Annotated in this window: 13 protein-coding genes; 12 read left to right on the top strand and 1 reads right to left on the bottom strand. The window is 39.0% G+C overall.

Features of this window, described 5'->3' with window-relative positions:
* Positions 1 to 396 precede the first annotated feature (396 nt).
* Complete coding sequence (locus NSQ94_RS11525) at positions 397 to 711, top strand: hypothetical protein (protein ID WP_339229147.1); 315 nt, start codon at positions 397 to 399, stop codon at positions 709 to 711.
* Positions 712 to 829: 118 nt separating this feature from the next.
* Here NSQ94_RS11525 and NSQ94_RS11520 read toward each other — a convergent pair whose 3' ends face one another.
* A complete protein-coding gene (locus NSQ94_RS11520) occupies positions 830 to 1,159 on the bottom strand; it encodes a hypothetical protein (RefSeq protein ID WP_339229145.1) in 330 nt (109 codons plus the stop codon).
* Positions 1,160 to 1,451: 292 nt separating this feature from the next.
* Between NSQ94_RS11520 and NSQ94_RS11515 the strand changes: the two genes are divergently transcribed.
* The 11 genes from NSQ94_RS11515 (at position 1,452) to csx20 (ending at position 15,270) form a co-directional block, all read left to right on the top strand.
* Entirely contained in the window at positions 1,452 to 2,645 is a 1,194-nt protein-coding gene (locus NSQ94_RS11515; RefSeq protein WP_339229143.1) for an ISL3 family transposase, read from the top strand.
* 990 nt (positions 2,646 to 3,635) lie between these two features.
* Positions 3,636 to 3,827 carry a hypothetical protein gene (locus NSQ94_RS11510; protein ID WP_339229141.1) on the top strand — a complete coding sequence of 64 codons (192 nt, stop codon included), beginning with the start codon at positions 3,636 to 3,638 and terminating at the stop codon, positions 3,825 to 3,827.
* A gap of 864 nt (positions 3,828 to 4,691) precedes the next feature.
* Entirely contained in the window at positions 4,692 to 5,078 is a 387-nt protein-coding gene (gene csx2, locus NSQ94_RS11505; RefSeq protein ID WP_339229139.1) for a TIGR02221 family CRISPR-associated protein, read from the top strand.
* 101 nt (positions 5,079 to 5,179) lie between these two features.
* Positions 5,180 to 5,731 carry a TM1812 family CRISPR-associated protein gene (locus NSQ94_RS11500; RefSeq protein ID WP_339229137.1) on the top strand — a complete coding sequence of 184 codons (552 nt, stop codon included), beginning with the start codon at positions 5,180 to 5,182 and terminating at the stop codon, positions 5,729 to 5,731.
* 52 nt (positions 5,732 to 5,783) lie between these two features.
* Positions 5,784 to 7,472, top strand: a complete 1,689-nt coding sequence (locus tag NSQ94_RS11495; protein ID WP_339229135.1) for a hypothetical protein — start codon at positions 5,784 to 5,786, stop codon at positions 7,470 to 7,472.
* Positions 7,469 to 9,727 carry an RAMP superfamily CRISPR-associated protein gene (locus tag NSQ94_RS11490; RefSeq protein WP_339229133.1) on the top strand — a complete coding sequence of 753 codons (2,259 nt, stop codon included), beginning with the start codon at positions 7,469 to 7,471 and terminating at the stop codon, positions 9,725 to 9,727. The genes NSQ94_RS11495 and NSQ94_RS11490 overlap by 4 nt, the downstream gene beginning before the upstream one ends.
* Positions 9,711 to 11,003 (top strand): RAMP superfamily CRISPR-associated protein, encoded by a 1,293-nt coding sequence (locus NSQ94_RS11485; RefSeq protein ID WP_339229131.1) that lies wholly within the window; start codon positions 9,711 to 9,713, stop codon positions 11,001 to 11,003. Before NSQ94_RS11490 ends, NSQ94_RS11485 begins: the two co-directional genes overlap by 17 nt.
* 1 nt (position 11,004) lies before the next feature.
* Positions 11,005 to 11,412: a hypothetical protein gene (locus tag NSQ94_RS11480; protein WP_339229130.1), complete on the top strand. Its 408-nt coding sequence runs from the start codon at positions 11,005 to 11,007 to the stop codon at positions 11,410 to 11,412.
* A 20-nt stretch (positions 11,413 to 11,432) separates the two neighbouring features.
* A complete protein-coding gene (locus NSQ94_RS11475) occupies positions 11,433 to 13,373 on the top strand; it encodes a TIGR03986 family CRISPR-associated RAMP protein (protein ID WP_339229128.1) in 1,941 nt (646 codons plus the stop codon).
* Positions 13,374 to 13,510: 137 nt separating this feature from the next.
* Positions 13,511 to 14,881: a TIGR02221 family CRISPR-associated protein gene (gene csx2 / locus NSQ94_RS11470; protein WP_339199690.1), complete on the top strand. Its 1,371-nt coding sequence runs from the start codon at positions 13,511 to 13,513 to the stop codon at positions 14,879 to 14,881.
* A complete protein-coding gene (gene csx20 / locus NSQ94_RS11465) occupies positions 14,878 to 15,270 on the top strand; it encodes a CRISPR-associated protein Csx20 (RefSeq protein WP_339195163.1) in 393 nt (130 codons plus the stop codon). The genes csx2 (NSQ94_RS11470) and csx20 overlap by 4 nt, the downstream gene beginning before the upstream one ends.
* Positions 15,271 to 15,957: the final 687 nt, after the last annotated feature.

The following is a 15,957-nucleotide window of genomic DNA, read 5'->3' as shown; positions in this document are numbered from 1 at the left end:
TGAAGCTCGACTCGGGTTGTATGTATGTCAGCAAACAGGTGAGATTTCAACGTTTCTCATTGTTATTACTATATTTGTCATTTATGCTTGTACTTTTGGAATATCCGATTTTATCAGGTCTAGATCAATAAAAATCGGTCAGCTGCGCGGTGTTGAGCTGTTAACAGATGAAGAAATATGAAAAGATAAGACAAAACCGTGATGCGAAATATATCGAAAAAAATCGTATATCCTCGCTCATTCACCTGGTGTTATTCGTTGTGCTTCCAGCAATATTTTGGTCTATGGGGATGGACTGTATTCTGAAATGAAACACTTAATAATGAAAATATGAAAGAAGAAAGTAAAAAGACCCCGGCTGTGGCTGCTCCTGTCAAAAAAGATTTCTAGGAGTATATGGATGAAGCAGTACAAATTCATTACTTAAATTTGGCGAAAAATCCTGGTGCTTACAAAAATAAAAAGGTTGTATTCACAGGAAAAGTTATTCAAATTATTGAACATGGGAACAACATTACTTTTAAAGTGAACGTCGATAAAAGTATAGACGGCGTTTGGAAAAATGCGATAGTCGTGAATTACCGAAATGCAAACAAAAAAAGCCATCTGCTTGAAAATGAAATGATTACTTTTTGGGGAACCATCAAGGGATTAAAAACTTATCAGTCTTCGGGAAAACAAGTAACAAGGAAAACAAGTAACAATCCCTGAAGTGTACGCAAAGTATATAACGATAATGGGGAATGAAAAATAAGTAACTGAAGCGAACTCGCTATCGAACGGTTTCATGTACGAGGATGTGGAATTAAAAGAACCTTACCGGAGCTATCTAAGCAGGTGATAGGTAATGAAAGCCAAGTGTTATGTTCATCAATTTTAAATTCATCGTAACGCTTTCTATTAATTCTAAGTCACTTATGATCGTGTACAATTTTAAACCGTTGACTCGGAACAGTATATCCGTCCCGAGTTTTTCTTTATATTCTAAAAACTTAAGCTCTGTTTTTTGTACTGTGAAAGCTAATTTTTTAGATTCAAATCGCTCTTCTTCACACTTCCATATGGATGGATCTTGACGTATAGTGGAAATTTCATTGAACATGGCACGATTGATGTCAGAAGTTAACAAGCCAGACCTTGATTGCTTTTCAGAAGCCATTTTCCGTACTCCTTTTTAGCATGAGCAATATGAACGGCGACTAATGATCAGCTCATCGTGTTACTCCGAATCTACTTAACACCTCTTATTTGTTTGATATGCCAATTTCCCCATTATCCACGCAAGCCTTTTTTTAGCCCTCAACAATTTCCTATGAATCATTCAAAAATGTATAACATAAAAAATATGGATTCTTCACCACATTTTGTGATTTAACCCAAAAAATAAGGAAAACACTCACGAATTCCTGGCAATAATGTTAGCGTCACTTAACATAACAGGAGGTTCTAAAGTGTTTTCCGTATCACTAGATTTGCCAGAATTTGAAGTTGTTAAACAAGTGTTTCTTGAAGATTGCAATTTGTTACATGTTGAGAAAAATACTACAGAAGAACGCTGTTCTTACTGCGGTTTTTTTTCTAGTCATGTCCATGACTGGCGGACAAGAAAGGTTCGTGACTTGTCCGTATTAGGTAAGCCCCTTTTCTTATTTGTCAGAGTGTATAGATACCGTTGTCACAACTGTAATGAGGTATTTTCACAAACATTTGAATCTATCAGTCCTAATAAGCATCAGACCAATCGGTACAGAGAATATCTGTACGAAATGTGCATTGGCTCTACTATCCAAGAAGTGAGTCGAAAGGAAAAAATACCTTATACAACCGTTGAAAGAATAGTTTATTCCGTTGCTAAAGAAAAAGAGAAGGAGCATTTAGAAACTCTTGAAAGTGTTTTAGAAAACAATGAATTAATCCTTAGCCTTGATGAGATCGCTGTCCGAAAGGGTCAACGATATGAAACAGTTCTTATGGATACCCAATCCGGGAGTGTGCTTGGTATGGAACATCAACGGAGTTATCATTCAACTCAGATCTTACTTGCCAAGAAGATTCTGTCTAATAAATGGGTTCATACCATTGTTATGGATATGTGGGATCCCTTCCATAAAGCTGTTAAATCTATATTCCCGGAGGCCTGTATCGTCATTGAGAAATATCATGTGGTGCAAAAGGTGACACATGCACTTGACCAAGTTAGAAAGAAAACTCCTGGACTAAAAAAGGGACGGTTTAAACTCTTGAAAGGTTCTGAAAAGTTAACGGCTAATGAAAAACAACAATTAGACGAGATGCTCAAAGAGCATTCAGAATTGTCATATGCCTATTTTCTAAAAGAACTCTTTAGAGAAATATACCAAGTGAATGACTATGATACAGCTGATTCGCTCTTAGAAGAATGGATTCAACTCGCATGGAGCAGCCCATTTCCTTCATTTCATCAAGTTGCCAAGACGATAGAAAATTGGAAGGCACAAATTTTACAATATTTTCTTACACCTTTTACGAATGGCCGGATTGAAGGTACAAACCATAAGATTAAGAACATCAAAAGACGTGCTTTTGGCTTCAGAAACCTTGAAAGATTTCGGCAACGTGTATTTTTGGAATGTACAGGTAAAACTTATAAAAATCAGGTTGCTTAACCATGCCCTTCATCAGCTTTCCGCATTGTAGTTGGTAGAATGGAATCCGTCAAGGAAAGCACTTGACCGCTTCCATCTACCCACTTAGTGGTCTGCAAGCTGACGAAGGAGCTACTCTAGATTGAGTATCAATCTCGCTAACTTATTTCCGGAATTGTGTGAACATCACAGAATATGGTGATGAGACAAAATATGTAATTAATTTAAAAAATGTAGAAATTTCAATAATAATGCAGGAATTTGTTAGGAAAGGTGGAATAGTAATATGTATCTATTTTTATCTATTAAATTTAGATCCTGAATCCGTGATTAAAATCGCACTAACTAACCTTGTTATAATAGGTTTAGGCATCCTTTTGGATCCATGAAATCTCTTCACCAGGTAGGTGCATTATGACAATGGTAAAATTTATACTAGAAGACTCTGATGAAACCCTATCCACTCATTCAGGGTTAGGTTTAATTGGTTTACTTTTCTCGAAAACCAAACTATCCAAGCGCTTTTCAAACTTAAAAGTTACTAACATAAAATCTTCACCTTCTATGACGAATGGAGAGGTGATGACTTCCTATATCGGTATTCTCTGTCAAAGTAAAGAAGATATCGAGACATTTCGAGATTCCCCATTCGTCCATCGTGTACTAGGCGTGCAATCTGTTCTCACCAGTGTAACTTTACGACAACTCTTAGATCAAACAGCGAAAGTAGGTGGACGGCAGTCCATTATATTAAAATACCTGTCTCGTTGCTTAAACAGTTTGATTCCCCTGTTGTGCCAAACTTGCCTATCTTGGACAAGAAAGGGATGTCGTCAACGTTAAATTATGTGATGGAAAAAAGCACATTCAAAGACCACAGATACCTTCCTCTAAGAATCTATTTACTTTTCAAAACAACTGACAGACATTCCATTTCTTGTTCGTTTGTATGGTGGAAATGATAGCATCTACTCTTTAAAAGAGTGTAAAAAAGAAAACGTCCATCATATTATGAAACGAAACCCACGACGTGAAAAACCTGAAACATGGCTATCGATTGCCGAGCAAATCGGGAAACAAGTTCCTACGCGTGATGGGAAACGTATCTTTTATAGCTCTGTTCCCGTAACAGACAAAGGAATGAAGAAGCCTCTTCGGCAAGCTAACAAAGTTGTGGAACGAACGATTGATAAAATCATCTAAATCCTTTACGCTCCTGATATTAATTACTGGACCTATGGAGATTGAGCCAGAGGAAATCATGGATCTCTATCATGCATATGGAACATGTGGACAATTTCATAGTGAGTTGAAAACAGACATAGATTTAGAACGGTGACCGTCTGGTAAGTTTTCGACAAATGAATTGATCTTGCTTGGTTATTTTCAGTTCATTGGGCAAGAAAGCTTTAAGTTACATGATGCAACCGTGAAAAAGAACGTTTTTCGTCGAAGAGCGACAACCGTTATTCAAAATCTAATACTGCTTAAATCTAAAATGGTTTGGTATTCGCGAAGGTTGTATTTGAATTTTGGAAATAACAGCCCATATTATCCTACTTTCAAAAGAATATACGGAGCCGTTTTACACTCTTTAGTAGAGATGAACAGAATAACGAAACTTCAAACCTACCAAAAAGACCGAAACAGTTGTACAACAAATACAAAAAATTTATTAAAATGAATAAAGATAAACGCCATGTCACGGATTCAGGTTAGACGTTAAGAAAACTATGAAAAAACTAAAAAAAACGAGGTGGGGAAAAATGCCTAGTAAACGGTTGTAGACGTTTTTGGGACTTTCGGAGTATCAACCTTGTTATTACACGTATGAAAATAAACGTTCAACGTATACGCGTTTTGTGCAAACCGCCATCTATGAGTTAATGAAAGATGACGGCGATATGGAGGTGGTGGTTTTTTAACCAAGAAAGCAAAAGAAAAGAATTGGGAAGATTCAAAAAACAAAAAAGGAGAACCTCTTGAGGGTTTGTCTTCTGCTTTTCGACGAATTGCCCTCAGGCTAAAGTCCGAATTGTGGAAATAGAAAGTTCGCAAGATGAAGCAGTGAGATGGCGGCTTTTTGATGCAGTACTTCAAGAAATTCATGAAGGAGATGAAATTTATTTTGATATCACCCACAGCTTCCGTTCAATTCCGTTCATTGTTCTCATCGTTTTGAATTATGCTCGGTTAGTGAAAAATGCAACGATCGGCAAGATCGTTTATGGTATCTTTGAACAATTGGGTTCACCGCAAGAAGTAGAAAAAATGCCACCGGAACAGCGTCTTGTGCCGATTGTTGACGTTACGAACATGGTGACGCTTTTAGATTGGATGAACGGAGTGGACAGCTTTTTGCGGGCTGGGGATACGTCTTTAATTCTGCAATTAACAATGAATCAAGCATCACCGATTTTAGAAGAAACAAAAGGCAGAGATGAAGAAGCTTAAAAAATGAAAATGCTTTCCAAACATTTGCATGAGTTTTCTCAAAATATGGCAACATGCCGTGGAAAAAAATTCCCGAAAGCATTAGGCGCTTGAGAGAAACGTTGGATGACGTTAGAGGGTTGGAAATCGAAAAGTTTAAGCCGTTGGGTGTATTGTTGGATAAAATTCACGACAAAATTTCCGAATTTGAAGGTCAAAACATCATTATGGATACGTTCGTAGCAACGAAATGGTGCGCGGAACATCAGTTAGTGCAACAAGCGTTTACGTTGCTTCAAGAAAATATGTTAACGGCAGTTTGTTTGGCTAATGGCTTTGATCCCCATGATAAAGAAAAACGAAATATGGTCAGCAGTTGCATCAATATTGTTTCTAAAAAAATAGATCAAAGTCAATGGCATGTTGGCAGCAAGGAACCGACTGAAAGCCAACGAAAAGAAATGGAAGGAATTGTTTCGTTTCTTGAACAATATGTGGAACATATAAAGAAGCTCGATCTCATTAACCAACGCCGAAATAATATCAATCATGCTGAGATGGCACATAAAGAAGATATTCATTATGATCAGTTAAGCAAGGAGTTAACGGACCTTATAGATAATTTGGCTCCGTTTTTTGATGAAATGAACGTGTTAGCCCGACAAAAGCTCTAAAACGCCATCGTTGATGGTGTTTTTTTATACACAAAGGGAGGTCGTTGTTGACATGGGACGAAAAACATTGGTGATGTATGAAATTTCCCAGAAGCAAAACTATATTTTTCGCACAAACAGATTGATCGAAAATATAGGGGCATCGACGATCATTCGTCAGTTAACGGAAGAGCCCCATCAATTATTTAAAGATGTGAAAATTCAATTGCCAAATGTACAGGAAAAAATTGTTGGTGGCGGGAATGCGGTATTCGTTTTTGATCAAGAAGAAGATGCGAGGCGGTTTGCGAAACATTTGACTTGCGGAACGCTGAAGTATTTTCCGGGAATTGAGATATTTTTAGTGACCAAAAGCATCGATTGGGAAAATGACATCTTGTACGACAAAAAGAATGAACAAGGTCAATTGGTTAAAAAAGGCGTTTTTACTCAAATGCGCGATGCGTTGGCGGATAAAAAAAACAAGCGCTCTCAAGCGGTGCAGCAACTGTCGTGGGGGATTCATTTCATTTGTTCGGATAGTGGTCTGCCGGCCAGTGCATTAAGTTTTGATAAAGATATGAAAACACAAGTCCCGCGTGCGAGGGAGTTAGTAATAAAAGAAAGAATGGGAAGAGAGACACGAGACACAATTTTTGAGAAGCATTTGTTGGAAGACTTAAATAAACAGATAAACAGCGAAACTTTTTCATTTTTAGATCAAAAAAAATTAGAAAGTGTTTTTCATCAACAAAAAAGTGATCAGGCGAAAAGTTATGTGGCGATTGTCCATATTGATGGAAATGCCATGGGTGTCAAAGTGGGAAGTTTTTTAAAGCAAACGTTTGAATCCAACGATGATTATATCAATCAATATAAGGCGTTTACAAAAGAGATTGATGATGCATACAAACAAGCGTTTAAAAAAATGATTCATCACCTGATGAATGATTATGATCGTTGGGCAAGCGTCATTTATGGAACTGAGGATGCCTCAAATGATGAAAATTTAAAACGTACCGTCCCCCTTCGCCCCATTGTCGCAGCGGGAGATGATATTTGTTTTATTACATATGGACAGTTAGGAATTGAGTGTGCCCGTCTATTTATTCAATACTTACAAGAACAAAACGAAAAACAAAGTTTTGAAGCTTGCGCCGGTGTTGCTATCGTCAAACATAAGTTTCCTTTTTGGCTTGCTTATGAATTGTCGGAACAATTATGTTCCAATGCGAAAAAAAGGCTAAAAACCGATTCGGAAAATTGGGAAAAACTCGGAATGGGAACGAAGGAAAGACCGTATGACACGTCTTTAATTGATTGGCATCTTGTCAAAGACGGTGACTTTCAGTTTGACATTGATTTAATGCGCCGATCGTTATATGAAAACGAAGATGGCAGTTACTTGTTGCAGCGCCCTTATTATTTGCAAAGACAAACCGATAAAATCCGCCATCATGCCAGCTACCAATTCTCTTTTTTAAATGCCATGAACGTCATTGTTAATGGCGAAATGGAAAACCCTCGCTCCAAATGGAAAGCACTGCTAGATGTTTATCATCAAGGGGTAGAAGCGGTGGAGCAGTGGAAAATTCAACAACAATTTGACATTGGACCCAATCAGTTGTTTTTAGCGCCGAAAGATGGATTTTCGGTCTATGGGACGGAAGATGACAAAAAAGAAAAGCTTGTTGCTTATTACTATGATGCCTTGGAAGTAATGGATTATTTTATCCCGTTAAGTGAGGTGAAAGAAGGGTGAATCATATTGCAACAGTGGAAATCGAATTGTTGTCAGAAACCGTGTTTGGCGGCAATAGCAATCAAGCGGGGACGGTCGATATCGATTTGCAAACGGATGAATATGGGTTTCCTTATTATGCCGGCCGAACGTTAAAAGGAGTGTTGCGAGAACAGGCTGATTGGTATGTAAGCAAGCTATCGCAGTTTGAAGATTCAACAAAGGCTAAAAGGGCGTTAGACAAATTATTTGGAAGTCCTGATTCGTCCGATCGCACGATTCACAGACATAATCATTCAAGTTTACGTTTTGGCGATGCGAAATTAAGCCAACATTTATACGATTTTGTGATGGAAAATGGCATTGATCGCAAGCAAGTGTTGCGTGCGCTGACAACGGTACGGTCAATGACAAGCCTTGATGACGAAACGGGTACAGCGAAGAACGGTTCGTTGCGGCAAGTTCGTGCTGTTTTTCCGGGTTATCGATTTTATGCGCCGGTTTTTACTCAAGGAACGCTTAACGACGAGGAGAAAGAGTTGTTAGAGGTGGCCGTTAAGTTGGTGCGATATGTGGGGATAATGCGCCATCGTGGCAAAGGTCACGTTCGCTGCACGTTGCATTGGCATAGAGGGATGGACAAGATAGAAGCACGCGCCGCTTCAAAAGTTGGTTTCAGTCATCCGTACTTGACTTTGACGATCGATGTTTGCGAACCGCTAAAGATTAGCCACATTCTTGGTACTAGCGATTCTACCCACGCGCTCCATTACATTCCCGGTTATGTGTTGCGGGGGGCCCTTGTTCACACTTATTTACAGGCAACAGGTATGTCGCCGGAGAAGCTCGATACGAGAGTGATTTTTGACCATCGCAAAGTGCAGTTTTGGAATGGTTATATAAAAATCAACGGGGAACGGAGTCTTCCTTTTGCTCAACATTTGTTTGAAACGAAGGAAGAATCGAAGAAGAAAACGACCAATCCTCGACGAGTGTACAATGCTATGGATGAAAAGGAGATGAATTTGATTCGTTCAGATTCACCTGTAAAGATCAAAAGAGATGCCATGCTTTTAGAGTCAAATCAACAGTTGACTGGACAAACAGTGAAAACGACATCTTCTTTACATATGAGCATTAACGGCAATCGCAATGATGCGGATAAACGCCATCTTTACCGTTATGAAGCGATTAGTCCGAAGCAAACATTTGAAGCGATTGTTTCTGTTAAAGAAAGTGATCCGTTTGTCGATTGGCTTTGTAAGCAAAAAGAATTAACCGTATGGATTGGAGGGGCACGAAACAGCGGCTATGGACGCTGTATCATCCGTGTCGGGTTTGCAAACGATCATCCTGAGCAGCGGTGGGTGCATATAGATGATTTGGCCGGATCTCAAGAACTGTATGTCCTTGCTACATCCGATTGGATTATTAGAAACGAATTTGGACAACTGGTGAGTGCTTTAGATGACAAGTGGTTGGGCGAACAGCTGGGAGTTTCCCTTGAGTTAAAAAACCAAGTGGTGCAGACGCAATTGACTGGCGGATATATTTCACAATGGCAAGCGTATCAACCGATGATTCGTGCCGTAAAGGCGGGATCGGTTTATCATTATGAAGTCAAGTCGGGAAAGATCGATGTCAACAAGTTAATGGCTTTAACTGAACGGGGGGTTGGAGAAAGGAGAAATGAAGGCTTCGGCCGCTTAATGATTTTGCCGGGTTGGTCTTATCATTACTTAAAAGAAGCGAAGGAAGAAGTGCGGATGCCTATACCTTTACAGAAGATTGAGGAGCAAGACGGATCACAGCTATTGCGATTGAAAGAAGGATTATTGAGGGAAATGTTAACCCATTTCATGAGGATGAAAGTGTCTGAGTGGAAAAGGGAGTTAACTGGTGCTGACCATTTGACAAGCTCTCAATGGGGAAAATTGCTACAACACTCATCACAGTTTTTACATCAACCGAAAGAGAAAAGAACGTCTCGTTTTCTTAAAACTTATTGGGAAAAATTTTGGGAAGATACAAGCCGTCGATTAAAGGCTAAATCGAAGCTTAGTTTTGACGGGGTGCGTGTTGGCAACAAAAAATTAAAAGATTTTATTTTAGAATTAATTGACCAAAAGTGGGAAGTTGATCAAAGGCTTGCAGAACAAGTGGAAGTGAATTATGCAGAATGGAACATGCGCGCGTTAGAATTACTGATTCGTCAAGTCATTCGCAGCAAAAATGAAAAAAGGGAGGTGGAGCATCAACATGCAGCACGTGTTTGAGTGGAACTTTGAATTGAGAGCCGAATCGCCGTTAAGAATCGGCGATAATGAGGGCGACTTATTATTGGATGCCGCTGGAAAGCCATTTCTTCCGGGGACGTCATTGGCTGGCGCGTGTCGATCTTACGTTGAGCAAGCGTTTGGTAGTGATGTGGCGAATGAATTATTTGGAAAAATAGGGGATGAACTGAGACCAAGTCGACTTATCTTTAGCGACGGTGTTTGCAGAACATCTCAGTCGTATTTTGTGCAGCCGAGAATTGCGTTAGATGGTAAATCTAAAACGGTTCAATCAGGATTGTTTGAGAGAGTGACCGTTTCTTCTGGTTCTGTTTTTACAGTGATGCTCGTGTTAAAAACATCGTGTGAAGCGGACAAAGATGTTGTGGAAGACATGCTCGCGGCGTTAAATGAGGGGACGATCCGCATAGGGGCTGATAAATCCATAGGTGGAGGCAAAGTTTCTATCGTCAACGGACATTTTGTTCATTATGATTGTTCAAAACAGCAAGACTTGTTCGATTACGTGAACAAAACGAAAAAGAAAACAGCTTGGTCGCCTAAAAAAAATGATGGAAATCGAGGGTTTATCCGTTTTATCATCAAAGGTCAAACAGCAGCCCCTCTTTTAGTTGCCGGACAAAATACTTTTGATAGTGATCAAGCCGATCGGGTCTATATGAAAATAGATAAAGATGGAAATGAACGGGCGATTATTCCTGCTTCTAGCTTTAAGGGTGTTTTGCGTCATCGCATCCAGCGGATTGCAAACATCATGCAGTTGAAAGATAAAGAAACATACGTAGCGCAACTTTTTGGAACGGACAGTCAAGAGCATACAAAAAGAAGCGGAAATCTTTTGTTAGAAGACACGTTTTTGGAACAGGAAAAGTCAAAGACGTATTACCGGATCCAAATTAATCCGCTAACAGGCGGTGTCAAAAACGGTGCTTTGTTGGACATGAAAACCGTTCAAGGGTCTTTTACAACAATTTTGACTTACCGCCTAAAAAAAGGGGGAGAAATGACAACGGAAGATAAAGTTGTATTGGCATTGTTGTTGTTTGCTTTGCGGGATCTTGGCATGCAGCAATTGACAGTGGGAAGCGGCGCATCGATTGGTTGGGGGTATTTGGATATTTCCAGCATCCATGTCCAATTCGCTGACGGTAACGTTTTGTTTAACTTTAAGGACAAACAAATAAAGGACGAATCCCATTGGTTAGAGAATTTGCAAAAGGCGCTTGATCACGCAAAAGAATCAGTGGAGGTGTGAAATGGAAATGGCACATTTGCCATTTGAAACGACAGTTCTTGTAAATGAAGGCGATAAACTTTATTGGCCGAAAGAGGTCACAGCGGACGCTTATACTCTTGTCTATTATCATAGTGAGTTGCAAATAGAGAAGTTATTAAAACCTTTAAACCTGCAAACCCTTTATGAGGCGTGGGCGTTTGACGGCAAGCGCTCGTGGCATATTTGGCAACGGGATGATGAATGGATGTGCACTGCTTATGATCCGTCCGTGCTTAAAGAAGAGGAAAAAATGGAAGTTGAGCACTATCTATCCAAACATATCAGACAAAAAATCAAAAAAACAAAACTAATTATTCACCAAACAATCGCATGGGATGAAGACGGTCAAGCTTACATCGCTTATTCTTGCCCGATTAATTTCAAGTAGAGAAAGAGGTGGTTATGATCATGAATGAAGAAGCTTATGCGCCTTATAACTTTGTTCCGTTTCCAGAGCGAATTATTTCTCGGTACGCACGATATGACGATTTACCTAGTCATGATGGTAATAACAGCGGCAAAGGCTTGTTATCCGGGGAAATCGAGTTTGACATCACTGCTCAAACTCCCGTACTAGTGGCTGACGGCACCGATCGAAGCAAGGAAAATGAGCCTAGGTATTTTGTGAAAAATGTGGACGGGAAGTATGAAATTCCCGGATCATCGTTAAGGGGCTTGATTCGCCAAACCCTTAGCGTCCTTTCATTAAGCAACTGGGCGGAACAAATTGAAGATGAATCGTTTTACTACCGTTCTGTTGCTGGGAATAAACATGTGCGAAAAGAATATCGCAGTATTCTTGGCTTTTCAGGGAATGAAACAGATAGAGAGGATCATGGCGCAAGAAATGTTCGAGCGGGTTATATCGTCAAAGAAAGCGACGGCCAATATGTCATCTATCAGGCGAGATCGGACGGGGGAAGGAAGGGTTTTACGTATTATAAATGCCACCAAAGTAGTTTTCCGTTTTTAAGAAAGAAGATCAAAGAAGGATTCCAAATTTGTAATGTTAGTTTTTCAGTCGATAAAAATGGAAAAGTGGTTCGCCTCGATACATCGAAAAAGGAAAAATTAGCATTTGACGGCAAATTGATTTTTTCAGGGACTATGAAAAATAAAAAAACCGCTTATGTGATCAATGACATTGACAAAGAAGCAACTCCCATCAAAATTGATCCGGCAGATGTAAAGGCGTATCAAGCTGATTATGAGTTTCGTAGCAAAAAATTTGAAAATGACGAGAAGAAAAAAGAATTCTTTAAATTGCCGGACAAAAAGGGGATTGAACATGCGAAGCCGTGTTTTTATATTTATTTGAATAGTCGCGTATATTTTGGTTTTAGCCCTTATTTGCGACTAAAGTATAACTGGTCAACCAAAAAGTTGCTGCCTAAACATTTGCAAAAGACGGATGTAGCCATTGATTATGCAAAGGCGTTATTCGGCTTTACTCAACAAGTGATGCCTGAATCTTCTCAAGAAGATTCAGAAGAGAAAAGTTACGCTTCAAGACTGTCATTTCTCAATGCGAAGGTGATGTCGGAAAGCGGAGAGGAAACGGTGGATGTCATTTTAGGACAGCCCCGAGCTTCGGCGATCGGCATGTATTTAAAACAGCCTGATTCCAAAATTCGCTGGACTTATAATGATGATTCCGCTGAACTGCGGGGGTTAAAACAATATTGGCTGAAAACAGAACAAAAAAGTCAAAGTTCTGAAAATAAAAACGTTTTACAGAAACTTCATTTGTTACGAAAAGGAACGACATTTAGGGCAAAAATTCGTTTTGACCAGCTTTATGAAGATGAACTGGGACTGTTGCTCTGGTCCCTTCAAGGACCGAAATACCATCAAATGGGTATGGGTAAGCCGTATGGTTACGGCATCGTTGCCTTTGATCATTTCTCCGTTTTCGTTTACAAAAATGAGGCGAGCTTATATCATTTATCCACCTTTTTCGATTTAAAGATGAAGCTCGTTTCGCCGACTGATTACATTGAAAAGTATAAGCAATATGTACAAAAAACATTCGGCATTGATATTGAACAGCAGGAAAGTGTTAGGATTTTCTTGAAAATGAAAGACTGGTCGCCGCTTCCGCATAGTAAAATGAATTACATGCCTTTAAATAATTATAAAAAAACCCTCGTATTACCGACTGTTCAATCGCTGCTCAATAACGAAAAAGAGCAACGTCAAAGCAAGCAAAAAAATAATCACCAGTCGTACAAAACAAAAAAGAAAAATCCATCAAACTGTTCCAATAAACACAAAGTAAACGATCGGACTCAAAGTATAAACACTGCCCTTGCGGATCAGTTGAAAAAAATATATCGACAAGAAAAATAATAATCTCTGTTAAGCGTTAAAGCGTTTCCTTCATTTTTTCAAAAGAAGCTTTTGTTTGAGAGAATTTACCCGTGCCCCCATCAAGTATAGGGAGATGGTGGGGGCATGTCATGAAAGAATAGAGAGGAGATCAAATAATGGCAAAAGTACTCATCTCGCCCCTCGGTAAAGGGATACGGGAAAAAGAAAAAACAACCGCTGGAGGAAAATACATAAAAACTACTTATAAATTTGCAAACAGTGATAAGGGGTATGACACTTCGTTTATCACATCGGCATTAAGTGAACATCTGCAATTGGATAAAATTTTTATGATTGGAACGGATCAGTCGATGTGGGAGGAAGTTTATTATTATTTTGGTGAAGTAAAAGAAAATTCGTATGGAGAAGACGTGTACTTAGAACTTGATGAAAAAAAATCAAAGGGAACGCTAACGGAAGCAGATCTGACCTGTGTCAATGAAGCGATTGACCGTTATTTGAAAAAAATGAACCCTTCAGCAACTGGGGGATCTTGTTGTAAGCTGATTCAAAATGGAAAAAATACAGAAGAGATTATAAAAAATTTTCTGATCTTTATGGAATTTAGCCAGCTTATCAAGCCCGGTGATGAAGTGTATTTAGACATCACTCATTCCTTTCGTTCGATTCCCCTGTTTTTGTTTGTGTTGATTGACTTTGTGCAAACCTTGCGAAAGGACGAAAACATTCAGCTGTCGGGTGTATACTATGGCATGTTGGAAGCAAAAAACGATAATGTGACTCCTGTTGTTGATTTGAAGGCGTTGTTTGAAGTGACCCAATGGACTCGGGGGGTTTATGAATTTATTCATTATGGTCATGCGGATCTTTTCGCTGAGTTAATCGATCATGAGAGTTATAAAGAAAGCTTAAAACATATATCCAATTTGGCGGATTTAAACCACATTAAAAGTTTAAAAAGTAAAGTGGATCAATTTCGCTCCAATTTTGAAAAAGGATACGAGCATAAAAACGGTCTACCAATTTTCCCGTACCTTAAACCACATTTGAATCGTTTTTTTGATTATTTTAAAGGAGCTGACACTGATGCCAAATTCCAATTCCAATTGGCAAAGTGGTTTTTTGATCATAAACGGTATGCCAACGGTTATATTTGTCTAGCAGAATCGATGATTACCCATGTGGCCTATGTTTATAGCAAAGTGGAAAGAAACTTAGATGTTGGGAAACGTATAGTTCGGGATAACATTAAAAAGTTGATTAATCATTATTTACAAACAAATTCAAACGAGCATTATCAGAAAATGCATAAACTTTACAAATGTGTTTCTAAATTTCGCAATGACATCGCCCATGCCGGGTTTTTATCTGAAAATAATAGCGAAGATGTCATCACTAAAGCCCATCAGTTCATTAAAGAAACAGAGAAACTTTTTTTCTCAAGTAATGGAAAGAGATTAATTGAGCAGCTCCCCCGTGAGTATCCTTATTCCACACTACAAACCCAGAGGAGTCGTAGCAAATGAAAGTATTGGTTATCATGTCACACAAGTTAACAGAAGGACAAAAGCAGGAACTTTGCCAGCGGTTCAACGCTGAATCCTTCATCGATTTTCCTGAACCCTTAAAAAAGCAATGGATGAATATTCCGCCTGTTGGTCCGTGGCAAAACGAATTCCTAAAAGAAATCAAAGAATGGTTAACCAACCAGCTGGCAAAGGGGGATAAAGTGATCGTTCAAGGGGAATTTGGCGCCACTTTTTCCCTTGTTTATTGGCTCAAAAAGAACGGTTATGCGGTGTATTATGCCACAACGGAAAGAAAAGTCGTTGAAGAAGTAAAGCCCGACGGCACAGTAGAAACGATACGCCGCTTTCAACACGTCTGTTTTCGCGAATATCCCGACATCGATTAGATGCAAAAAATGTCATACCGGTGTCGTCGACCTCCAGTCGTAGGGGGTCGACGACAAAATGAAAAAAAGAGAAAACAGCTGAAATTTATTAAGTTTAAAAGAAAATACGGTTTTACAAAAGTCAAGAGAAAGTCAAGAGAATTAGAAGAAGGAATTTTCAAATCATGTCGAATGTTGATTTATCAAGCAATTTTAGGGTTTAGATCTTAACTATAAGGAATTGAAACTGCTATTTGCCGCCATTCGTTTTTGTACCGTCATCAGTTTTTATCTTAACTATGAGGAATTGAAACCCGTCCGACATCGCTTATGGTGAAGGAGTTACAGAGTTTAATCCTAACTAAGATCCGTCTGAAGAAATAGTCGTGTACGAAACACCCCATTTTTAACTAAGCTGCCTTGTATGCGAATGCTCTGCAGTCGCAGGGATAATCACAGATCATCAACAACATCACTATTACTTGACTGTTATACGAATACAGCTCTTGTTGGAACTTCAATTACACCTTTATAGTTTTTTGTATTTTCCACTCTGGAAGTAAAGCTAAGTCAATTTTAGTCTGTATCCTATTGACTGCCTGAGAGGTTATAGCAAATGTTCCACCTGGATCTGCATGGCCACCAAAAAAAACTATTTTAAGAAAAAGATAGACTAAGAGTAACTATATCCAAAACTCGGGGGTTAAT

Source organism: Aeribacillus sp. FSL K6-2833 (genome assembly GCF_037965815.1).
GTDB lineage: Bacteria > Bacillota > Bacilli > Bacillales > Aeribacillaceae > Aeribacillus > Aeribacillus composti.
The sequence above is the reverse complement of the archived record's forward strand: the minus strand, read 5'-3'. Positions and strand labels throughout refer to the sequence as shown.

Coding starts and splice junctions, on each gene's coding strand:
- NSQ94_RS11525 (WP_339229147.1), top strand. CDS start 397: ATGGATGAAGCAGTACAAATTCATTACTTAAATTTGGCGAAAAATCCT.
- NSQ94_RS11520 (WP_339229145.1), bottom strand. CDS start 1,159: ATGGCTTCTGAAAAGCAATCAAGGTCTGGCTTGTTAACTTCTGACATC.
- NSQ94_RS11510 (WP_339229141.1), top strand. CDS start 3,636: ATGAAACGAAACCCACGACGTGAAAAACCTGAAACATGGCTATCGATT.
- NSQ94_RS11495 (WP_339229135.1), top strand. CDS start 5,784: ATGGGACGAAAAACATTGGTGATGTATGAAATTTCCCAGAAGCAAAAC.
- NSQ94_RS11485 (WP_339229131.1), top strand. CDS start 9,711: ATGCAGCACGTGTTTGAGTGGAACTTTGAATTGAGAGCCGAATCGCCG.
- NSQ94_RS11480 (WP_339229130.1), top strand. CDS start 11,005: ATGGAAATGGCACATTTGCCATTTGAAACGACAGTTCTTGTAAATGAA.
- NSQ94_RS11475 (WP_339229128.1), top strand. CDS start 11,433: ATGAATGAAGAAGCTTATGCGCCTTATAACTTTGTTCCGTTTCCAGAG.
- csx2 (WP_339199690.1), top strand. CDS start 13,511: ATGGCAAAAGTACTCATCTCGCCCCTCGGTAAAGGGATACGGGAAAAA.
- csx20 (WP_339195163.1), top strand. CDS start 14,878: ATGAAAGTATTGGTTATCATGTCACACAAGTTAACAGAAGGACAAAAG.